16 protein-coding genes are annotated in these 23,385 nt (G+C 47.0%); 15 read left to right on the top strand and 1 reads right to left on the bottom strand.

Annotated elements, in window-relative coordinates:
- The first annotated feature begins 140 nt into the window (after positions 1–140).
- The 14 genes from glyQ (at position 141) to ACZOWY_RS09570 (ending at position 19,351) form a co-directional block, all read left to right on the top strand.
- The gene (gene glyQ, locus ACZOWY_RS09635) at positions 141–1,019 is read left to right on the top strand and encodes a glycine--tRNA ligase subunit alpha (protein WP_484396462.1); all 879 of its coding nucleotides are present in this window, start codon (positions 141–143) and stop codon (positions 1,017–1,019) included.
- Complete coding sequence (gene glyS / locus ACZOWY_RS09630) at positions 1,019–3,073, top strand: glycine--tRNA ligase subunit beta (RefSeq protein WP_484396457.1); 2,055 nt, start codon at positions 1,019–1,021, stop codon at positions 3,071–3,073. The genes glyQ and glyS overlap by 1 nt, the downstream gene beginning before the upstream one ends.
- Positions 3,074–3,226: 153 nt before the next feature.
- Entirely contained in the window at positions 3,227–5,617 is a 2,391-nt protein-coding gene (gene ppsA / locus ACZOWY_RS09625; protein WP_484396451.1) for a phosphoenolpyruvate synthase, read from the top strand.
- A 295-nt stretch (positions 5,618–5,912) separates the two neighbouring features.
- On the top strand, positions 5,913–6,524 hold the full coding sequence (locus ACZOWY_RS09620; protein WP_484396447.1) for a prepilin peptidase: 612 nt from the start codon (positions 5,913–5,915) through the stop codon (positions 6,522–6,524).
- Positions 6,525–6,541: 17 nt separating this feature from the next.
- On the top strand, positions 6,542–7,687 hold the full coding sequence (locus ACZOWY_RS09615) for a PilN domain-containing protein (protein WP_484396443.1): 1,146 nt from the start codon (positions 6,542–6,544) through the stop codon (positions 7,685–7,687).
- Positions 7,684–8,373 carry a hypothetical protein gene (locus tag ACZOWY_RS09610; RefSeq protein WP_484396438.1) on the top strand — a complete coding sequence of 230 codons (690 nt, stop codon included), beginning with the start codon at positions 7,684–7,686 and terminating at the stop codon, positions 8,371–8,373. The genes ACZOWY_RS09615 and ACZOWY_RS09610 overlap by 4 nt, the downstream gene beginning before the upstream one ends.
- The gene (locus tag ACZOWY_RS09605) at positions 8,370–9,500 is read left to right on the top strand and encodes an efflux RND transporter periplasmic adaptor subunit (protein WP_484396434.1); all 1,131 of its coding nucleotides are present in this window, start codon (positions 8,370–8,372) and stop codon (positions 9,498–9,500) included. The genes ACZOWY_RS09610 and ACZOWY_RS09605 overlap by 4 nt, the downstream gene beginning before the upstream one ends.
- On the top strand, positions 9,497–12,571 hold the full coding sequence (locus ACZOWY_RS09600; protein WP_484396429.1) for an efflux RND transporter permease subunit: 3,075 nt from the start codon (positions 9,497–9,499) through the stop codon (positions 12,569–12,571). The genes ACZOWY_RS09605 and ACZOWY_RS09600 overlap by 4 nt, the downstream gene beginning before the upstream one ends.
- A 60-nt stretch (positions 12,572–12,631) precedes the next feature.
- Positions 12,632–13,387 (top strand): nickel pincer cofactor biosynthesis protein LarB, encoded by a 756-nt coding sequence (gene larB, locus ACZOWY_RS09595; RefSeq protein ID WP_484396425.1) that lies wholly within the window; start codon positions 12,632–12,634, stop codon positions 13,385–13,387.
- Positions 13,388–13,524: 137 nt separating this feature from the next.
- The gene (larC, locus tag ACZOWY_RS09590) at positions 13,525–14,901 is read left to right on the top strand and encodes a nickel pincer cofactor biosynthesis protein LarC (RefSeq protein ID WP_484396420.1); all 1,377 of its coding nucleotides are present in this window, start codon (positions 13,525–13,527) and stop codon (positions 14,899–14,901) included.
- A gap of 44 nt (positions 14,902–14,945) precedes the next feature.
- Complete coding sequence (gene rnhC / locus ACZOWY_RS09585; RefSeq protein WP_484396415.1) at positions 14,946–15,851, top strand: ribonuclease HIII; 906 nt, start codon at positions 14,946–14,948, stop codon at positions 15,849–15,851.
- Positions 15,852–15,861: 10 nt separating this feature from the next.
- Positions 15,862–16,923, top strand: coding sequence for a lysylphosphatidylglycerol synthase transmembrane domain-containing protein (locus ACZOWY_RS09580; protein ID WP_484396410.1), 1,062 nt, complete (start codon positions 15,862–15,864; stop codon positions 16,921–16,923).
- Between the two features lie 17 nt (positions 16,924–16,940).
- Positions 16,941–18,200 carry an ArnT family glycosyltransferase gene (locus tag ACZOWY_RS09575; RefSeq protein ID WP_484396408.1) on the top strand — a complete coding sequence of 420 codons (1,260 nt, stop codon included), beginning with the start codon at positions 16,941–16,943 and terminating at the stop codon, positions 18,198–18,200.
- A 113-nt stretch (positions 18,201–18,313) separates the two neighbouring features.
- Positions 18,314–19,351, top strand: coding sequence for an iron-containing alcohol dehydrogenase family protein (locus ACZOWY_RS09570; protein ID WP_484396403.1), 1,038 nt, complete (start codon positions 18,314–18,316; stop codon positions 19,349–19,351).
- A gap of 149 nt (positions 19,352–19,500) precedes the next feature.
- Here the strand turns inward: ACZOWY_RS09570 and pepF are convergent, their stop codons facing one another.
- Positions 19,501–21,375, bottom strand: a complete 1,875-nt coding sequence (pepF, locus tag ACZOWY_RS09565; RefSeq protein WP_484396398.1) for an oligoendopeptidase F — start codon at positions 21,373–21,375, stop codon at positions 19,501–19,503.
- Between the two features lie 96 nt (positions 21,376–21,471).
- On the opposite strand from pepF, the gene ACZOWY_RS09560 reads away from it, so the two are divergent.
- A complete protein-coding gene (locus ACZOWY_RS09560; protein WP_484396393.1) occupies positions 21,472–23,280 on the top strand; it encodes a B12-binding domain-containing radical SAM protein in 1,809 nt (602 codons plus the stop codon).
- Positions 23,281–23,385 lie beyond the last annotated feature (105 nt).

The following is a 23,385-nucleotide window of genomic DNA, read 5'->3' as shown; positions in this document are numbered from 1 at the left end:
AACCGCGGAGATTCTCCGTCCCTGTAACATTTATTTGTTGCAGAGGCGGATTTTTTATTTGCGTCAGACTGATTGCAGAGGGAATAACCAGGCAGAGGGTTGCGCAAAAGTAACGGCTTTGTAACACGAAGGAGGAAAAAATGGATTTTCAGCAAATGATTTTGACATTGCAAAAGTTCTGGTCTGAACAGAATTGTATTTTGGGCCAGCCCTACGATATGGAAAAGGGGGCGGGTACCATGAACCCGTTGACTTTTTTGCGGGTTCTGGGACCGGAACCCTGGCGTGTGGCGTATGTGGAACCGTCCCGTCGTCCGGCAGACGGACGGTACGGCGACAACCCCAATCGCCTGTTCCAGCATCATCAGTATCAGGTAATCATCAAACCGTCTCCGGAAAACATTCAGGATTTGTATCTGCAGAGCCTGGCAGCTTTAGGCTTTAAAGCAGAGGAACATGATATCCGTTTTGTGGAGGACAACTGGGAATCGCCGACGCTGGGCGCCTGGGGCCTGGGCTGGGAAGTGTGGCTGGACGGTATGGAAATTACCCAGTTCACCTATTTCCAGCAGGTAGGCAGCCTGGACATCAAGCCGGTGGCTGTTGAAATCACCTACGGGCTGGAACGTATCGCCATGTACATCCAGGGAGTGGAAAATGTGTACGATGTGAAGTGGGTCGGCGATGTGACTTACGGCGATGTGTTCCATGACAACGAAGTGGAGCAGAGCTGGTATTCCTTCCAACTGGCAGATACCGATATGCTGTTTGACATGTTTGAAAAATTTGAAAAAGAAGCAGAACGGATCGTGGAGACCGGCAATATCCGCCCGGCTTATGATTATGTGCTTAAATGTTCCCATACTTTTAACCTGCTGGACAGCCGCGGCGCCATCAGCGTCAGCGAACGCGCCGCGTATATCGGGCGTGTGCGCCGTCTGGCGCGCCTGTGTGCCAAAGCCTATGTGGAACAAAGGGAAAAGATGGGCTTCCCGCTGCTGAAGGGAGGAAACAAATAATGAAAAAATTATTGTTTGAAATCGGAACGGAAGAATTGCCGGCGAATTATATGCCGAATATTTTAAAAGACCTGAAAGAGCTGGCAGTAAAAAAACTGCAGGATGCCCGGGTGCCATTTGCTGATGTAACCGTCCTGGGTACGCCCCGCCGTCTCGCCGTTCTTGTTGACGGAGTGGAAGAAACTCAGGCTGACAGTACGGAAGAATTCAAGGGCCCGGCTGTGAAGATTGCCTTTAAGGACGGGGAACCTACCAAAGCGGCCCAGGGCTTTGCCCGTGGCAAAGGCGTGGATGTGAAAGATCTGGTTGTACGGGATAATTATATTTATGCGGTTAAACATACCCAGGGCCGTGTCACTGCAGAACTGCTGCCAAATGTTCTGCAGGAGATCCTGACAAACATCCCGTTCCCCAACCATATGCGCTGGGCAGACTTTGATTTTCGTTTCCTGCGCCCTATCCGCTGGCTTGTTGCATTGTTCGGTACAGAAGTGGTGCCCGTTTCGGTTACGGATATTCAGTCTGACCGTTATACCATGGGGCACCGTTTCCTGAGCAACCGGAAAATCGAAATCCCGGTTGCTGATGATTACGAAAAAGTGTTGGAAGAAAATTTTGTCCTTGCAGACCAGGATAAGCGCCGGGAGATGATCCGGCAGCAGATTACCGAGCTGGCAAGAGAAGAAGGCGGCGATATTGAAATTGCACCTGACCTGTTGGAAGAAGTAAACTATCTGGTAGAATATCCCACACCATTATGCGGAACGTTTGAAGAAAAATATCTGGCCCTGCCGGAAGCCGCCATTATCACCCCCATGCGGGACCATCAGCGGTATTTCCCGGTACGCGGCAAAGACGGCAAACTGCTGAACAAGTTTATTGCTGTCCGTAACGGCGGCAAAGCATTTCTGGAGAATGTGACCCATGGCAATGAACGGGTATTGCGTGCCCGCTTAAGTGATGCGGAATTCTTCTTTAACGAAGACCGCAAACAGAAACTGGAAGCGTACGAAGAGAAGATCAAAACAGTTGTGTTCCAGGAAGGTCTGGGCAATATGTACGATAAGAGTCAGCGCCTGATCCGGCTGGTAGAGATGCTTCATTTCGGTCAGCAGAGCCGGTTGTCGCTGGATGATCTGAAGCGGGCTGCCCGCCTGTGCAAGTGCGACCTGGTTACCGGCATGGTTACAGAATTTACGGAACTGCAGGGTGTCATGGGACGGGAGTATGCGCGTCTGGATGGAGAAAAAGAAGGGATTTGTGAAGGTATCTTTGAACATTATCTGCCCCGTTTTGCCGGCGATGTGCTGCCCAAAACAGAAATCGGCCGGATCCTTGGTATTGCAGACAAGGTGGATAACATTGTAGCTACGTTCAGCAGGGGGAAGGCGCCCACCGGTTCCCAGGATCCTTTCGCACTGCGTCGTCAGGCTCTGGGTATCATCAATATACTGTTGGAAAGCAAAATGAATATGGACATGGCGAAGGTTGTAGGGGCATCTATCCTGCTTCTGAAAGTTCCCATGGAAAATATTAAAGAACTGGCAAAACAGATCCTTGACTTTATTAAGCTGCGCTTCCGTAACCTGATGCTGGATCAGAAGATCCGGTACGAAGTGATCGATGCCGTGCTGGCCGATGAGCGCAACAATAATCTGTACGATCTGTATCTGCGGGCACAGGCGCTGAATGAATATGTTGCAGGTGACAAAGCGGCGGATATGATTCAGGCGGCTACCCGTGTCAACAATCTCAGCAGCAAAGCGGAAGCAGAAGAGCCGATTCATGAAGGGCTGTTTAAAGAACAGGCGGAAAAGGACTTATATGCGGTTGTGAAGAAACTGGATACCGGGATGATCCCGCTGATGGTGCGCTGCGATTATGCAGGCGCGCTGGATATCCTCAGCGAACTGAACGCTCCGGTAAATAAGTTCTTTGACGATGTCATGGTAATGGATAAAGATGAGGCAATCAGAAATAACCGCTTGTCTTTGTTGTGTCTGGTGAAAGACCTGGTAAATGGTGTAGGAGATCTTTCCAAAATTGTCATGTGATTTTAGGCCGGTTATATCACGGGTGTGACTGCGCGCAAAGATTTCCAAGAAGCGACCTTGAATATCTGATAGAAGAGTGGTATAGTATATACTAAATAGGGGAATAATCTCACTTTGTGTGTACAATAAAAATTTTAAAAAGGAGTGGCATTTATGGAGAAAGAAAAAGAGTATCTCTTGTGGTTCGAACAGATGGAGCGCAAAGATGTGGCCATTGTAGGCGGTAAATCTTCTTCTTTGGGAGAAATGACCGCCAAAACAGATGTTCCGGTACCCTATGGGTATGCAACCACTGCGTATGCGTATCGTTATTTCATTGAGAAAACCGGCCTGAAACAGAAAATGGCTGACTTGATCGCCCAGCTGACTGATGTGGAAAACACTGCTCTGCTGCGGGATATCAGCGCCAAACTGCGTAAAGCCATTATGGATGAAGAAATGCCAAAGGATTTGCAGGCTGCTATCACGAAAGCCTATAAAGAACTGGGCAAAAAAGTTGGTGAGAAAGAACCGTATGTGGCCGTTCGGTCCAGCGCTACTGCGGAAGACTTGCCGGATGCCAGCTTTGCCGGGCAGCAGGATACCTACCTGAACGTCCAGGGCGCCAAGATGATTATTCAGAAAGTAAAGGAATGCTATGCTTCCTGCTTCACCGACCGTGCCGTGTACTATCGTGAGAAACAGGGCTTTGACCATCTGGACGTGGCATTGTCCGCTGTTATTCAGATGATGGTATATTCCAAGGCTGCCGGTGTTATGTTCACAGTTAACGTAGCTGACGGCGATGATAAGAATGTATTGATCGAAGGCGCTTACGGCCTGGGCGAATATGTGGTACAGGGAACCGTGACCCCGGATGATTATCTGGTTTCCAAAGATAAATTGGAAATTCTGGAAAAGACGGTTAATCCCCAGGAAGTAAAACTGATCCGCAAACCGGGCGGTGATGTGGAAGAAGTTCCTGTTCCTAAGGAAGAGGGAGAAGCCCAGAAGCTGACAGATGAGCAGATTAAAGAGCTGGCAGGCTATGCACTGAAAATTGAAAAGCATTACGGTTGCTATATGGATATGGAATGGGGTATTGACGAGCGGGACAATAAAATCTGGATCCTGCAGGCCCGTCCGGAAACCGTATGGAGCCGCCGCAAGGCAAAAGAAACTGCCAAAGCGGAAGAGAAGGGAGCGGTTACTACGGACAGAAAAGTTATTGTAAAAGGCGCGCCGGCAAGTCCCGGACAGGTTTCCGGCAAGGCACACGTAATTTTGGATCCGTCCATGATTGATGAATTCAAGCAGGGCGAAATTCTGGTAACGGAAATGACGGCTCCTGACTGGGTTCCGGCCATGAAGAAAGCCAAAGCTATCGTAACGGACAGCGGCGGAATGACTTGCCATGCTTCTATCGTAAGCCGTGAACTGGGGATTCCCTGTATTGTTGGCTGCAAGAGCCGGGGCGCCGCTGCTACGGCTTCTATTCCGAACGGTGCGGATATTACAGTTGACGCGACCCACGGCGTTGTATATGAAGGAATCTTGGAAGATGCCAAACCGGCTGCTGCTGCACCGGCTGCTGCGGGCGCAACCGTAACTGCGGAATTCTTCCCGCCCACCGGCACTAAGATTTATATGAACCTGGGCGATCCGGAACTGGCGGAAAAATATGCATCCCTGCCTTGCGACGGTATCGGCCTGATGCGTGAAGAGTTTATCTGGACTACGTACATCCATGAGCACCCGCTGTATCTGATCAAGACCGGTCATCCGGAAAAAGTGGTGGACCAGCTGGCCGAAGGGATTCGCCAGGTCTGCCAGGCTATGGCTCCGCGTCCGGTAACCCTCCGCTTCAGCGATTTCAAATCCAGTGAGTATCGTGATTTGAAAGGCGGCGATGAGTTCGAGCCCTATGAACCTTCCGCTCTGTTAGGCTGGCGCGGCGCTTCCCGTTATTACGATCCTAAATACATCGAAGCATTCAAGCTGGAATGCCAGGCTGTACGTAAAGTACGTGAAGAATTCGGTTTAAAGAACCTGAATGTTATGATTCCGTTCTGCCGCAACATCGACGAAGCCCGAAAAGTAACTGGCATTATGGCGGAACAGGGTCTGGCCCGCGGCAAAGATTTCAAAGTCTGGCTGATGGCTGAAATCCCATCCAATATTATTCTGGCCGATCAGTTTAATGAATTTGTAGATGGCTATTCTATTGGGTCTAACGATCTGACCATGCTGATTCTGGGTTGTGACCGGGATAACGATACTGTTTCCCATATCTATGATGAACGTAACCTGGCAGTACGCCGCGCCGTACGTCACCTCATTGAAGTGGCACACAAAGCAGGCAAGACCGTTTCTATCTGCGGTCAGGCTCCGTCCGTATATCCGGAATTCTGCGAATTCCTGATCAAGAGCGGCATCGACAGCATGTCCGTCAATCCGGATACTGTTAAATTCACCAAGAAGCTGGCCGCTCACATTGAACAGCGTATCCTGCTGGATTCCCTGACAGGAAGAGGCCGTCAGGAAGCAGAGGATCTGGACTGGTAACGTAATAAACTCTGTACATTTAGTTTTAATATAGTAAAGACATTTTTAAATCTGTATTAAGTGGTAACTCATAGGGGTTACCACTTTTTTTGTGAAAAATTGGAAAAATTGTCCTCTTATTGCAAATGAAACTATACATCCTTGTTAATTCAGTGATATAATTACTATGTATGCGTGTGCCAATTTATCGCTAAATAACAGACATAGCAATGGTAACGCATTGAGCCAGATTTTCTTTTCACGGCAACGGACAGGAAGGCAGAAATTCTTGTTTTGAAAAGGAGCTACCGTGAAAATGCAAATGTTCAATTATTTTTTGCTTGGTGCTGCAACCAGTACTTTTTTACAATATTGCAGCCGTTTTGTGCCGCTGTGGCATAAGATTCTGCTCAGCTTACTGGCAGGCGTCCTGTTTTGTTTAGCCGGGTTACGGTTACCATGGGGTTTGCGGCTGGTCTTAGTCTGGTTTTTTCTGTGGGGGCTGGTTGCAGAATCCTATGTAGATCTCCGGTACACAATCATTTTGGATGAAATTCTTCTTTTATTGTTGCTGGCCGGAATCGCGTATACCGGAGTGACAGGGTGCTCATGGAGGGATTCTTTTCTGGGGGCTCTGACCGGCAGCGCGTTGCTTGGTCTGGTCTTCGTTTTAAGTAAAGGCGGTATGGGGCTTGGGGATGTAAAATTCGCCGGAGTCCTGGGGATCTGGACTGGTATTTCTGGCATATTGGTAACATTATATCTTTCATTCTTCATTGGCGGCATCGTGGCATTGTTGCTTTGTGTGACACATAGAACTACCCTGAAAAGCAGGATTCCTTTTGGTCCCTGTCTCAGCGCGGGGGCAGCCATGAGTTTCTTCTTTTCTTCCCGCATTCTTGACTGGTATTGGTCTTTGCTTTTATGAATGGAGGCGGTGTCAGGATGCGTTTGATGTGGAGTATATTGGATCAGCTTTTGGGAAAGCCGGTCGTGCTGACGATTACGGGGACTTGCGTCAGAATCTGTGCGGATAGAAAATCTCTGGAGTATGAGCTCCCGGGAACCTTTCAGGATTATAATTACATAAAGCATGTGGAAGAAATGGCAGGCTGGTTACAGGCAGTCCTGCTGGAGAAAAAAATACGGATCAGGCAGTGCAGAATCGTTCTGGATACAGGACAGGCTTTTTTACAAACGGTAAAACTGCCGTCTCTGACAGCACAGGAACAGAAAAACTGGGTCCGTTGGGAAGGAAGCCAGTATGTTCCTTTTGAACCGGGAACGTATCAGGCTGTTATACTGCCCCGGCCTGAACCGGTTGCTGAAGGGAATATGCAGGAAAGTCAGGAAGCGGGCGCTCTGGCTTTTTCTTCAGAATGGAAAACAGAAGAGTCTTCGTTAATAGATTTTTTGCTGGTAGCAGTGCCTTTGGAGCAGATCGCGTCGCTGCAAAAACTGTGCATGTTCTTGAAGGCAGAACTGAAAGGAATCAGCGTTGAGGAACCAAAGCAGGGTGAACTGCCGATTGATTTACTTCCTGCAGTTTCAAAACAGGAAGCTTTACTGAAACGATGCTATAAAACGGCTGCAGGTATATGCCTTTTTCTGTCGTTGTTTCTGGCGGTCCGGGCCGGTATTTGCTGGCAGCGCGCAAAATGTGTTCATGCAGAAGCAGAACGTCAGCTTATGCCATACCGTTCTGTAAAAACAGCTTATGAAGAGGGAAGGCAAACAGATTACAGGATTCAAAATTATCGGCAGAGTCTGAAATATGTCAACCAGGCTGATCCAATTTGGAGTCTGGCGTTTCAGACAATAGGACAGACGATACCGGAAGGTTGCTGGTTAGTTGGGTTGCAGCAAAAGCGCTCTGCCCAATTGGAAATCAAAGGATATGCATTAGCGTTAACCCATGTTACAGATTTTTTGAAGCGGTTAGAAAGATCCGGCGCTTTTTCGGAGGTTCATATCGCGGAAAGCGGCGGTAAACGAATTACTGTTAAGGAGGGAGAAGAGAACGGAAAACGGGTAATTTCCTTTCTTTTTCTTGCAGAACTTGCTCCGGTACAGGAGGAGGGGATGCCATGAAACAGTTTTTTCTATCCTGTATCAAAAGTGAAAAAATAATTTTGCTGAAAAAGGGGATGACTGAGAACAGCAAAAACGCCTGTTGGCTGCTGCTTTCCGTGATTCTCTTAACCGGTACGGTAACAGGAATTGCAGGCCCATTGGAAGAACTCGTAAGCAAAATGACGGACCAGGCAAGGATTATGCAAAGGGAAATTGTCCGGTACCGTGAGTTTGCAGAACGTCCGGACCGGGTTCAGCAGCAGATGTTGCAGCGTCAATTACTGTTGAGATTAATGAATCTGATTCCTGAACAGATTAACGCGGAGAAAGAGGTACAACGGATATACCGACTGGCTGACCTTCACAATATAACGGTACAGAGTTTTAAACAGATACCCGATCGTACGGTACAGTCCAAAACAAAAAGCAACCGGATCAACAGACAGATTTGGGAAACAGAATTCTTTGGAACATGGAATAACCTGATACTTTTTTTAAATGATATAGAAACCCAGAGCCCCTGTACACGAATGGAAGCATTGCAGATTTGTAAGTCTGGCGGAACGGGAAAAAGTTTGACTTTTTACGGAACCGGCAGTAATACGGCATTGTCTGTAAAAGGCAGGATTTGTGTATATTATAATTCCAGCGGTCAGCAGCGTAAATCATCGCTGCCTGATCGGAGAAAGCAGGCGTCATCATGAATTTGCAGGACAAAAGACTACGTATCCTTATCATCGGTGTAATTGTTATTTTGGGAATCGTGGCATTCCGCGTCATATCAAATATCATGTCGCGGAATCAGGAGGCAAAAAGCAGCAACCAGGGCAGGACGGCGGTAATCACAGCTGCGTATCCGAAGCGGGAGACCATTATTCCAAAATTCCGCTTTTCCGGTACGCTGGATCCTGTCTGGCAGGCAGATGTCGCGGCTAAAGTCGATGGACGTATTGAAAAGGTTCTGGTCAGCGAAGGGCAGGCTGTGGCTGCAGGCCAGGCACTGGTGGTGTTGGAACAGGAGGATACAGCGGCAGGTGTAATGAATGCCAGAGGGTCTTATCTGGATGCCAAAACCAATTATGAAAAAGCCAGGATGGATGTACAGCGGTACGAAGAACTGTATAAGCGGGGCGCTGTATCAAAAGAATCGTTAGATAACATGCGGTTTGCTCTCGAAAATGCCAGAGGCAAGCTGGATGCGGCCAAAGGCAGTCTGGTCTCCGCGGAATCCGATATGGGCGGGACAACAGTCACAACACCGCGGGCCGGCGTGATCCAGAAACGGTATTTTCAGGAAGGGTATTATGCAAAAGTAGGTACGGCATTATTTAACATTGCGGATATATCTACACTGTCCGCAAAAATTGATATTCCGGAAGGATATGTGAACAGCGTGGCAGTTGGCGGGGAAGTCGAGTTTACCATCCCGTCAATGAGCGGGAATAACAAAAAGGTTAAAGGTACTATTATCCGGATCAGCCCTGTAGCGGTACAGCCATCCCGTACATTTGAAGCTGAGGTTATCGTAGATAACCGGGATAACCGGCTGCGCGGCGGTATGTACGCGGAGGCATTGATTACCGCGATTCCCAAAGAAAACGTGCTGACGATTCCCATGACGGCAATTTCCATGCGGGACGATCAGCGTACCTGTTACGTGATTGAAGATGGAAAAGCGGTACGCAGGATACTGACTACTGGGTATATCGGCGAAAATCTGGTCGAAGTACTGAATGGTGTAAATGAAAAAGACCATGTAATTACCGGTGGCCTGAACAAGGTTCGGGAAGGCGCTGATGTAAAGGTTTCTGAGAAGGGTACGAACGAATGATTGAAACATTTATCAAACGGCCAGTCTTTACTACCATGTTCATATTGGTGTTGATCGTCTTTGGTATCCGCTCTTACCCGGGACTGGGTGTGGATCTGTACCCGGATGTGGATCTGCCCATGGTAGGCGTTACCGTCACCTATGAAGGAACGGCGCCGGAAGAAATGGAGACCCTGGTTACCAAGCCTATTGAAAGCCGGGTCAGCCAGGTATCCGGAATCAAGACGATTACGTCAACAATCCGGGAAGGTTATTCCCAGACGATTCTGGAATTTGAAATAGGGACGGATCCCCGGCAGATGGCAAGTGAGGTACGTGAAAAAGTTGCCGGTGTGCGCCGGCGCCTGCCTGACGATATCGACGAACCGGTGGTACAGCGTTTTGACATGGCGTCTCAGGCTATTGCGACCTATTCGTTTTCATCTGAAAAACGCAGTACTGGCGAAGTCCGCCGTATCGTTAACGATGTGGTGATTGATGGCTTGCAGATGCTGGAAGGTGTGGCGGATGTTACCGTTTACGGTTCGGCAGACCGGGCTATCAAGGTTCATGTAAAGTCAGACAAACTGAGTCAGTATGGCATATCTTTCCAGACGGTTCTGTCGAAAGTTAACAGTGCTAACATTAATACGCCCGGTGGCAAGGTCAGGGATAACAATAATACAATAACCGTGCGGACCATCGGCAAGCTGAACACGGTGGATGATTTTAAACAGATCATCGTAGCCAACAAAGACGGGAAAGCCATCCGGCTCACAGAGGTAGCAGATGTGGAGGACAGTTGGGAAGATGCGGAGTCCTTCTCACGTACTAACGGTGTTCCTTCTGTAACTATGGCCGTCCGTAAGCAGAGCCGGACTAATACGGTAGAGGTCATTGATACGGTAAACAGGGAATTGAAAAAAATCATGGAGCAGGATATGCCTCCGGATATCCATATGGATGTAGTACGGGATCAAAGCCGCTATATCCGGGAAAATGTAGCGGATGTGTGGAATACGATTCTGTTTGGCGGTTTTCTGGCGCTTCTGATTACCTATATGTTTTTAGGGGATCTTCGGGCTACTATTATCGGCGGTCTGGCCATACCTACGTCCATTATTGCAACCTTCTTCCTGATGGATATCATGGGCTTTACGCTGAACAATATGTCCCTTATGGGGTTGTCGCTGGCCGTTGGTTTCCTCATTGACGATGCCATCGTACTGGTAGAAAATATTTTCCGGCATATGGAAATGGGAAAAAATCCGTTCCTTGCGTCAGCTGATGCCACAAAAGAATTAGTGCTGGCTATTTTGGCGACATCCATGTCCCTGATGGCAGTATTTGTACCTATCGGAAGCATGGGAGAAACGATTGGGCAGTTCTTCAAACAGTTCGGGCTGACGGTAGCCTTTGCGCTGGCTTTTTCTACAATTTCCGCTTACACATTAACCCCAATGGTTTCCGCCCACTGGCTGAAGCCGCCCGGAGAAGACAAGACGCTGCGTCCGAAATTTGTGGATTCTGTATTGAAAAGCTTTAATAACGGCTTTGAATATGTACGGGCGCTGTATAATGAGCTGATGGCTTTTGCAATCAGGCATCCTAAAAAGATTGTAGCCGGCTCACTGGTCACGCTGGTTTTTAATTTATTCCTCCTGCCGTTTTTGGGAACGGAACTGCAACCTATTTATGATTCCGGTGAATTCCGTATCAACATGAAAGCCCCCGCCGGTATCGGCCTGGACCAGATGGCGGCGTGGTCCAGATATCTGGAAGATACCGTCATGAAAATTAAGGAAGTTAATGTTACGGCCATGCACCTGGGGGGTGTCCGTACCCAGGTGAACGAAGGCAGTATTGAAGTGAAGCTGAAGCCTCTGGAAGAACGGAAACGAGGAATGCTGGACATTATGAGTGAACTCCGTAAAGATTTCCGGGATATCGGCGAGATGCAGGTGTCGGTAGTGACCAACCAGGGAAGCCGCGGCGATCCGCGTCCGGTACAGATTGGCCTGCGGGGCAGCGACCTGGTGCGCCTGACAAAATATGCCAATGATCTGGCAGAAAAGATCCGGCAGGTGCCGGGTTCTGCAGACGTAGAAGTGATCGGTGTCGATCCGGAACCGGAAATCATGGTGCGTCTGGATCAGACAAAGGCCAGTCAGCTGGGTTTGGATAATGCCAGCGTGGGCCGGGTCGTGCAATATGCCTTCCAGGGTAAAAGTACGGGCAACTCTTATACGATTGGCAACAATGATTATGATATTATATTGCAGTTGGATAAAGCTGACCGCCGGACGATTCAGGACGTGGAGAACCTGCGGGTCTCTACTGAATCCGGAGAATTTGTACGCTTAGGCGACGTGGCAGAAGTAAAGCTGGGCTCCGGGCCGACCCGTATTGACCGGGAAGGACGGCAACGGCAGATCGGTGTATATTCCAATGCAGTGGGAACTTCTCCCGGTGACTTGCTGAAAGTAATTGAGGGACAGCTGATTCCTGAGCTGAATATGGATATTGGCTACCGTTATAAACTGATCGGTAACTCAGATATGATGAGCCGTATTTTTGGGGAAATTGCCAAGGCGGTTATTCTGGCCATTGTTTTGATTTATATGGTACTGGCGGCAGAGTTTGAAAGCTTTTCCCAGCCCTTTGTTATTATGATGAGCCTTCCCTTTGCCATTATCGGTGCGGTACTGGGTCTGCTGGTCGCCAATCAGACCGGTAACATGATGTCCCTTATCGGTGTAACCATGCTGCTTGGTTTGGTTACGAAAAACGCAATCCTGCTGGTTGACTATGCAAATCAGGCAAGAGAGAACGGAATGCCGCTGAAGGAAGCGATTCTGGAAGCCTGTTCTTTGCGTCTCCGTCCTATTTTCATGACCACCCTGTCCACCATGCTGGGTATGCTGCCTGTAGCATTGGGCATAGGCGCCGGTGCTGAATTGCGCCAGAGTATGGGCGTGGTTTTGATTGGCGGCCTGACAACATCCACCTTGCTGACGTTGGTGGTAGTTCCTTTGATTTATCTGCTGACAGAGGAGTATAAAGAAAAGAGAAAGGCGAGGGCAGCAGATTAATTTGACAGGAGAAAACTGGCAGATCCGTATGTATGATAATCTGTCGGCTAAGGAGGATACATGAGTTACGAAACGGATATTCATGATTTACTGGAGGCGTACAAATCCGGAGATTTATCAGAAGATGAAGTGATCAGCCGGTTTCACCGTCTTAATGTAACGGATCTGGGATATGCCTGTCTGGATCATGACAGAAGTCTTCGCCGCGGCTTTCCTGAAGTTGTTTATTGCGAGGGGAAAACGATTCCGCAAGCTGCCTCTATTTTAACGGTACTGGCATCCCGTCACGCAAATGTACTGGGTACAAGGGCTTCGCGGGAACTGTATGAGACGGTAAAACCGGATTTGCCTGAGGCACTTTATTATGAGCAGGCCCGGCTGATTGTTCTGGAAAAAGAACCGTTGCCGAAAGACCCGGATCATAAGATTGCGGTTATTACTGCAGGGACCAGCGATGTACCGATAGCTGAAGAAGCAGCGGTAACGGCAGAAACAATGGGCAACGAAGTTATGCGTATTTATGACGTGGGCGTTGCAGGGATCCATCGGCTGCTTGGCCGCGTGGAGGAGATACGCAGCGCGAATGTCATTATTGTCATTGCCGGCATGGAAGGCGCGTTGGCAAGTGTAGTAGGCGGTCTGGTGGATAAACCTGTGATTGCGGTGCCTACCAGTGTTGGCTATGGTGCAAACTTTAAAGGACTGTCTGCATTGCTGGGTATGCTGAACAGTTGCAGCGCAGGCGTGGCCGTGGTAAACATTGACAACGGATTTGGCGCCGGGCGTATGGCCAGCATCATTAATCACCTGAGATAGTTTTTCTGTCCTCGCTGCCGGAAGCCCGGTTGCATTCGTCAGAAGACGGTTAAAGAAATTTTAAGAAAAAAGTGGCCGGAGGCCAAAATACATTCTGCAGCAGGCAAGAGCCTGTCAGCGGAAAATCGGAGAAAAATATGAAAACCTTATATGTAGAGCCGTTTGCCGGTATCAGCGGCAACATGTTACTTGGAGCCTTGATGGATGCAGGAGTGCCGTTTGCGTATTTACGGGAAGAATTTGTAAAACTGCATTTGGGAGACTATGAATTAGTTCATAAGAGTGTGAATAAGAGTGGGATTCAGGCGCAGTATTTTAATGTAATGTTGCCGGAAGAACACCATCATGATCATCATGAACAGGAGCATGGTCATAGTCATGCTTCAGAACATGGGGAAGAGATGGTTCATGATCATGCCTGGATGCATGCTCATGGGATAGCCCATAGCCATGATACGGCTGAAGGGTATCATCATGAACATTGCGACCATGCTGCTAACCATCAAGAACATCATCACCATCACGGGCATCATCATGAGCATCGTAATCTTCATGACATTGAAGAAATATTGGAACATTCTGATTTAACGCCAGAAGTAATCGCCAAAGCGAGAAATGTTTTTCTTGCAATTGCTGAAGCAGAAGCAAAAGTTCACGGCAGTACAATTGAAGAAATTCATTTCCATGAAGTAGGTGCAATTGATACCATTATTGATGTTGTCGGCAATATTCTCGCATTACAGTATCTGGGGATTGAAAAGATTTTCACAACCCCTGTGAATACGGGATTTGGATTTGTGGAATGCGCGCACGGACAGATGCCGGTACCGGCTCCTGCTACTGCGGAACTTCTGAAAGGAATACCGCACTACAGGGGTACCGTAGACAAGGAAATGACAACGCCTACCGGGGCTGCGCTGTTAAAAGTGCTGGCTGTTCCGGTAGAGGAAGTGCCTGATGGGTTTACGGTAGACCGAATTGGCTATGGGGCAGGCACCCGGGAAGTTTCTATACCCAATGTGCTTCGCGTCAGTGTGGGTACATATGAAGAAGGTGTTATGGCAACTGTTCGCGGTAATGGTTGTGAATCCCTGATTATGCTGGAATGTAATCTCGATGATTTGAATCCGGAAATTTTACCTTATGTATTGGATAAACTGTTGGAAGCAGGGGCAAACGATGCCTGGATCCAACCTGTCATCATGAAAAAGGGCCGCCCGGCACAGATGTTAAAAGTACTTTGCCGGGAATCATTGCAACAAAAAATGCAGCAGATTATGTTTTTGGAAACTACTACGCTGGGAATTCGGGCGTATCCGGTTACGCGTATTGCACTGGAACGCCGCTGGAAAGAAGCAGATACGCCCTGGGGAAAGGTACGTGTCAAAGAAGGGCTGTTGAATGGGCAGGTAATCAATTCGGTACCGGAGTTTGAAGACTGTAAGCATATAGCTCTGGAAAGCGGACAACCCTTAAAGAAAGTACATGCAGCTGCATTGAAAGATAACGGTTGATTATATCTTCTACAGGATATAAATCAGAAATTGAGGGACCCATTTTGGACTTTGAAGATTATATTAATACAATTGAAGAAACGTTGTGTGCTTTAGGAAATGTGCAGACTAAAGCTATTAATTACGGCGCCCAGATCATCTTAACGGATGCCGGTAAAAAAGTTACGCTGAATATTTATAACGGGAAAAAAGGAATCCGTCTGGTTTGGGGTGGCGGAGATTCTGAACTGCAGAAGAAGGCTGTTGCTTTAGTCCATAGCAGCCCCGGACAAACTGACTCGATTCTATCTGATGAACCGGATTTTCCCGGTATCTGGATGGGAAGCGACGAAAGCGGCAAAGGTGATTATTTTGGTCCGTTGGTGGTTGCATCGGTGTGTCTGGATGTACAGGGCGGCAACTCTTTACGGAATGTCGGCGTAAGAGATTGTAAAGCATTAACGGATACAAAGATTCTGGAGTTGGCAGAAGTGATACAAAAGACAGCGCTGGCTTACAGTGTGCTGGTTATGAAACCGCATGCCTATAATATGCGGTATGAACAGGTGCAAAAGCAGGGCGGTAATTTGAATACCCTGTTAGCGTTGGGACATATTGCTGCGTTAAAACAAACGTGGCAGAAGTACCCGGAATGCAACAGGGCTGTGGTAGATCAGTTTGCCAATAATGAAGTTATACCGGATGGTGTTCATGCCTTTGCACCGGAAATGAAAGTGTTCCAGCGTCCTCGGGCAGAAGAAGACATTGCGGTTGCTGCGGCCAGTGTATTGGCCAGGGCTGCTTTTTTGCAGACGATTCAGGAACTGGGACAGGAAGCGGGTATTGGCCGGATTCCTAAAGGCGGCGGGGAGGCCGCCACGAATGCGGCTCGTCGCCTGGTTCAAAAACAGGGAGCAGGAATATTAGGAAACTATGTAAAATTGCATTTTGCCAATACGCAAAAACTGTGACTATCATGTTTTGGAAGGATTCACAGCAGAAAACCTGGTGACCAAGAGAATGCATCGAAATAAACTTTACAAGCGGCTTGCGCTGCTGGCAACTTTTGTACTTGCTGTTTCGGCAGCAGTCATTTACTTCACATTTGATATCCGCGCAATAGACTATCTGACCATGTTTTCTTCATGGTCTGTTTTGTGCGCAATTGGTTCGCTGGCAATAGGGTTGTTTTTTGACGGTACACGCCTGTTGACCTTAGCCCGTGTGACAGGGGAAGAGTTATCATTGGCTGATGTTACGAAGGTAGTGCTGAGCAATTATTTTCTGGCTCTTTTGACCCCCGGGGCATCCGGAGGAGCTATTGCCCAGGTTATGTTTATGCGACGTGCCGGCGTGCCGGTGGCACGTTCAACGCTTATCATCTTAGTCAGGACCATTATGTCTATCTTTTTCCTGATTATTATGGTTCCGTTCTTTATGGAACAGGATGAAGCCATTACCAGTTGGATCCCGTTGCCCATAATTGTCACAGTGTCATTGATATTTATAGCTATTCCTGTTACGGCAATTATCCTTATGCACACGGATTATCCGGAACGGATTATTTACTATTTCTCCCAATATTTTAAACATGAACGGAGGCGGCAGGCTTTCCAATGGTATCGTGATTTTCGTCAGGCCGTTTATATTATGGGAAAACAGCCAGTCATGGTGCTTCGTGCTTTTATTGAATCGGGAGTCAGTCTTACGTTTATATATCTGACAGTTCCGTGCTTTTTTATGGGACTTCAGTTTTCTTTTGATATTGTTCAGGTACTGGGACGGATGTACCTTCTTAATCTTGTGCTTTATTTTTCGCCAACACCTGGAGGAAGCGGTATTGCAGAAGCCGGTTTTGTCGTACTGTTTAATCAGCTGGTACCCAGCGGCACTGTTGGAATTCTTGCAGTATTATGGAGATTCACAGCGGAATATCTTCCGTTTGTTTTAGGCGCCTGCATCACGTTACGTGCATTTGGCTCCAATGTACTTTCCATAGCGGATAAGAATAAAGGGAAGGATAAGGAAGGAAACGAAGAATGAAACATATTTCCCGGAATGTGTTTATCGTTTTGCTGCTTCTTTCTGCATTTGCGGCTTTATTTGCCAATGCTGCTCTTCCTTTCTTTTACACTGATGAGCAGATTTTTGCGGAAACCGCAAAAGAGATGCTGCAGTTCCGTGATTATCTGGTGCCGCGCCTTCATAACGAATACCTTCTGAACATGCCTCCTCTGTATTACTGGATTCTGGCAGGTTCGGTTTCCGCTTTTGGCGACAATCTGTTTGCCATGCGTTTCCCAGCAGCTATAATGGGTATTTTGACGGTAATGATGGTTTATGTCGCTTCAACAAAATTATGGAATGAACGTATCGGTTTTTGGGCAGGATTGATTTTAAGCAGCAATATGCTGTTTTTTTACTCTGGTAAGGCTTCGGCTGCGGATACAACCTGTTTGTTTTTCGTAACCGGAACCTTACTTTGCTTTTTATGTGAAAAATATTGGCTTCAGTATGTTTTTGGCGGAATGGCAGTCCTGGCGATGGGATTTTCCGGGTTGCTTTTTCCCACCGGGATTTTGCTTATTTACTTATTGATGTCGGGGCAAATGCACCGCGTGCTCAGGATGCATGTATTGCCGGGGCTTGTGCTGAGTTGTGTATTTTTTATTCCCTGGTACTATCTTGCTTATGAAACTTATGGTATGGAATTTTGTAAAGCGGTTTTCAGTTATGAATCCTTGTTTTGTATCGGAAGAATCGGTGAGGCACCCCAAAATTTTTTCCTATGGCGATATCCTTTTCTTATCATATTGGCAGGCATTTTTCCCTGGACCGGATTATTGATGAAATCCATTAAAGACGGAATATGTGAAAGCAGGACTATTGATTTGCAGAGAAACACATTTTTAAATTTATGGTGGTTACTTGCAATAGTTGTTTTTACTTTGTGTTCTGTTAAGCAGTCCGGTATGTTGATTATTGTATTTCCTGCCCTGGCTATGCTGACCAGCTGGAATATGGAACGGATGATCCGGGAGGACCGTAATCACTTTACAAGTTGGGCTTTTAGCAGCGTAGCGGCATATATTGTGGCTGCAACGCTTTTGATCATTGGTTTTTGGCATGTACAGGAACTGGCTTTTGGCAGTATGGTTCTGGGTGTCGTTATCCTGATACTGGGCGGTGCTGTGGCTGTTTCGTTGCTCATGTTTAAGGATGGGATGCTGGCTGCCTGGCTGCATGTGGCTACAGCTTTTATGATACTGATTATTGTCAGCACTTTCCTGTTGCCGGTTGCGGCAGATATTCTGATGTGAATGAAATAATCTTACGCAAATGAAAATTGTGCCTGCTAAAAAAATGAAATACATACAATATTAAGGATAAAGAGGATTATCGCGCTATGAGAGAATTTAACCTTCCTTTATTTATGAAAGTTAAGCCGGATGTATTAAAAGAATTGAAAGAGAATCTCGATTTGTATTTTCCGGATATTATCAGAAAAAAAGTTCTGATTCTGACTACTGAAGGTCTTTTGCAGAAACTGGAGAAGAAAGTGACAGTGCTGCTGTCGCAGCTGGAAGAATATGAGGTCGTTACCGTAGAAACCAGCTCTTATGATTATGCAGTATCCGTTGCAAAAAAAATAAGTATGGAAGGCGTGCGGATGATTATCGGATTCGGCGGCGGCACGGCTCTCGATACGGCAAAGTACGCGGCTTTTGTGGCCAATGTGCCATATATTGCTATTCCCACGGCTCTAAGCAATGATGGTGTTTGTTCTCCCGTTTCGGTTCTATTTTCCAAGGGGAACAGAACGCATTCTTTTACGTCGAAAACACCGGACGGGCTTCTCATTGATACGGGTATTATTTTAAAATCGCCCCGTTTATTATTGGAGGCAGGCGTAGGTGATATTATCAGCAATTATACGGCTCTTTATGACTGGGAACTGGATTGTAAATTTAACCACGGACAGCCTAATGACTTTGCGTATATGCTTTCGGAAAGGGCACTCAATGCGTTGTTGTATTCCAATATTAAATCTTTTACCAGTCCGGAGGGTGTTAAAATGCTGGCCCAATCCCTGGTGTTAGGAGGCCTTGCCATGCAGATAGCAGGCAGCTCACGTCCCTGCAGCGGATCAGATCATCTGTTCTGTCATGCGTTAGATGAATTATTTGACCATGGGCTTCCCCACGGGATTGCGGTGGGAATCGGAACGATTGGTGCTGCATGGCTGCAGAAGCGCGATTACAGGATGTTGTTGGAGTTTTTAAAAGATTATGGCATTGATATTAACCCAAAACGCCGGGGAATTACTGAGGTAATGTTTGTCAGGGCTTGGCTGTTTGCACGGGAAGTCCGCAAAGAACGGTATACGGTTTTAAATAATATGGAAATGATGCCAAAACGGATGAAAGAGGATATGTTCAAAGAGCTTTACGCTATGATGTGCCGGATATAATGCCGCTATTGGAGCAGTTTCAGAAAACACGTTGAATAAAACTGAATAAGAATAAGCGCCGAAAGCTATTCCTGCCCTTCTTTCTTGTCTCAAGAAAGAAGGGCAGGAAAATACTTCGACGCTTTTTGATTTTGCCTGAATGATTACAGCTACAGCAGTTCTTTCAATTCATCCAGCTTTCTTGCAAATTTATCTAACGTAACCTGTACCGGTTGCGGCGTGTTCAAATCTACGCCTGCAGTTTTTAAAATGTTAAGGCTGTAATCACTGCCACCTGCATGTAAAAAATCCAGATACTTTTTCACTGCCGAATCAGTTTGACAGGAGTTTGGTACGTTATCGGATTTATTATCGGCTTGGGATTTTGCCGGATTTTTACCGGCTGTTTCTTTCAGGATCGCTTCGCTGAAGGAAGTGGCGGCGCTGAAGCCGGTAGCGTATTTATACACATAAAAAGGAGTATAGAAATGGGGGATACGGCTCCACTCGCTTCTTAACTCTCTGTCAACGGTCAGCGAAGGACCATAATATATCCGGTTACTTTCCAGCCAATAGTTTTCCAGCTCTTCAGCCTGCAGGGATTCACCTGCTGTGATTTTATCATGAATGTATTTTTCAAATTCTGCAAATTGTACCTGGCGGTATACGGTGGTACGTACAGCTTCCAGGAACTGGTTCAGCAAAAAGATTTTCTGCGTTCTGTCTGCATTGGCAAGCGAATATTCCAAAAGAAGATTTTCATTGGTTGTTGAAGCCACTTCAGCACAAAAGATACTGTATTCGCTTTTTGCATAAGGCTGTGCCAGGCTGCTGAAATAGCTGTGAAGCGAGTGGCCCAGTTCATGGGCCAGCGTGGAAACGCTGCTGTAACGGGGTTGGAAGTTTAACAAAACATAAGGATGGACCCCGTATACGCCCCAGGAATAAGCGCCGCTCCGTTTTCCCTTGTTTTCATATATATCAATCCATCCTTCCGTCATACCTTTCTGTAATGCGTCAATATAAGATTGACCCAACGGCTGCAGCGCATTTTTCACGATTTCGCAGGCTTCAGAAAATGAGCAGGAAAAGCGTTTTTCCCCTTCCTGAGATAAGGGGACATACAAATCGTACGGGTGGAATTCATCATAACCCAGCATTTCTTTTTTCAGTGTAATATATTTGTGCAGCGGCTTTAAATTGGCATGTATGGTATCTATCAGACCGTTGTACAGACTGACAGGGATGTTTTCTTCTGCCAGACTGGCCTCCATGGCATTGTGATAGCCGCGGACCCGCGCGTAAAAGTAACGGCTGCGACAGGCTCCGGTCAGTGTTGCGGCCAGCGTGTTTCGGTAATTATGATAAGTGTTCATCAGACCGGCAAATGAATTTTTACGTAAAACGCGGTCACCACTGGACATGTTCAGCATGTAGCAGCCTTCGCTTACAATTGCATCGTGGCCATTATGGTCTTTGATGGTTGGAAATTCTATGTCGGCAGATACCAGAGCCCGGAATGCGGTGGCGGCGGTTCCTGTAGCCAGCTGGCTTTGTGCCAGGATTGCTTCCTGTTCCCCGGGCAGTACGTGCTCCTTCATTCGTTCCAGGTCTTCCAGATAAAAACTGTAATCGGAGAACAGGGGATCGCTTTTTAATATCTCCATTTGTTCTTTTGAGAGTGAAGTGACTTCAGAATCAATAAAGGAGACTGCATTGTAAAAAGAATCCAGAATCCCTTCCGCTTTTCCCGAAAGGGCCTGGGCGTTTGCGTCGCTGTTGTCCGCATCCTGCTGCAGGCGGGCGTAGGCGTATATTTTATCAATTTCCTGAGACATGCGATCCCGTAATTGCAAGGCCTGTAACAGTTTTCTGGAGTCTTTCAGGCTTCCCCTGCATGTTTCCAGTTCTTCAATCAGCTCTTTTAAGCCGGCACAGGCTTTTTCCCAGTTTTCCTGTGTAGCATAGATATCCTGGATCTTCCATTGGCAGATGGCAGGAATATCTTTTCTGTTAACATTGCTTCCGTGAGATGGTGTATTCATAATGCCTCCTCGAAATCTTATTGCATTTTACTTAATTCTTTACTATTATATCACTATAGGTCGTGAAATGAAGTGCTTTTTGGAAAAGGAATTATCATGCAGGCATTTTTTATTGGAACAAACAGTAAATATATTCATACAGCGCTGGGGATTCGTTATGTGACGGAATACTGCAGGGATCGGGAAATAGCTGTCCACAGGCTGGAGGCTGCTGTCAATGAGCCGCTGCTTTCGGTTTTGACCCGTATTACAGAAATGATTGATGCCTGCAATATTGCAGAACATGAAGTAATCGTTTTAGGTCTGGAAGTACATATCTGGAACCGGCAGTTTGTTCTGGAACTGGGAGAACTGCTCCGGAAAGTACTGCCGGAATGCTTTTTGATGCTGGGCGGCCCGGAAGTCATGTTTCAACCGGCAAAGATTTTTGACGCAGCGCAGTTTGCGGATTTTATAGTATGCGGCGAAGGGGAAGAAGCGGTAGCTGAGTTTTTACAGAACCTTACACGGATTGAACGGGAAAAAACTGCAGGAAACGATGTGGAATCTGTTGCAAGAAACAATATCAGCCGGTGGCAGAACCTGGTGCCGTCCGGCATTGCCTGCCGGGATGAAAACGGGAAAATTTTTGTTCCTGACAGGCAGCTTGTAATCGAAAATTTGGATAAGCTGCCATTTCCGTACCCGGATATAGATGAAGTTGTGGATCAGCATAAGATTGTGTATTACGAAGCGTCCCGTGGTTGCCCTTTCCATTGTGCTTACTGTCTGTCCGGAATTTCCCATTTGGTACGCCGCCGGAGTCTGCCGTTGGTGTTGGCAGACATGGACCGGTTTATGCAGGCAGGAGCCACACTTGTGAAGTTTGTTGACCGAACCTACAATCTGGATGAAAACTATTACCTTCCGATGATGAGGTACCTGGCGCAGGCAGATACAAAAACCACCTTTCATTTTGAAATTAAGGCGGATATTCTCAGTCCCAGGGCTGTGGAATTTTTACGGACTGTTCCGAAAGGCCGTTTCCAACTGGAAATTGGTGTGCAGAGTACGGACGCGGATGTACTGCGGATAATCGGCCGGAAAGATGACTGGGACCGGTTAAAAGATAATGTGTCCGCTCTGCTGGAAAATGACAACATACATATTCACATGGATCTGATAGCCGGCCTTCCGTTGGAAACCATGGAAAGCTTTGCGCGTTCGTTTGATGACGTATACGGACTGCATCCTCATGCGCTGCAGCTGGGATTTTTAAAGGTGCTGTCCGGCACAGTGATGGAGAAAATTTCGGGGCAGCATGGTCTTGTTTATATGGACCGGCCCCCGTATGAAGTTTTGTCTACAAATTACATGAATTATAATGAGATGCGTTTTCTCAAAATATTGGAAGAGGTATTTGAACTGACGGCTAACAGCGGGAGATTCCCGTTTACTCTGGCGTTTCTGACTGAAAAGGCGGGAAACGGGTCGGCTTTTGTATTATACAGGGAACTGACTGAATGGTACAGACAAAAAGGAATGGCAGGTTTGGGACATAACGTCATGGAAACCGCTGAGATGCTGTTTAAATATGTGGAAGAAAGGCAGACGGCATTGCAGTTCCCGGTGCGTGAACTGCTGCGGCTGGATGTTTTACAGCATCTGCCAAATTTCAGGCCGGACTGGTTGAAATGGCGGACGGCAATGAATTACGAAAAAGCTACTGTTTTTTGGCGTAATGAAAAACTGGTACGTAAATATGTGCCGGATTATTCGTTTAAAAACTGGCGGACTTTACATAAAAAGTACGCATTGGAAGAATTTTTGTACAACCCATGGACGGGGGAGAAAAAATCTGTTTTTGTTTTGGTAAATTACGGTGAAATGTGCTTGACAAGAATCGAATCGGATGCTATTATGTAAAAGCCGTCGGTTGACGGCGGAACCTTGAGAACTGAATAACGAACCAGATGAATGTGCGGGTCAGCTCTTTTTAGAAGGAGCGGCCTAAAAGAAGTCAAAGAAATT

The organism is Succiniclasticum sp., assembly GCF_056977735.1.
Note: the sequence above shows the minus strand (reverse complement) of the source record. Positions and strands in the feature narration are given on the sequence as shown.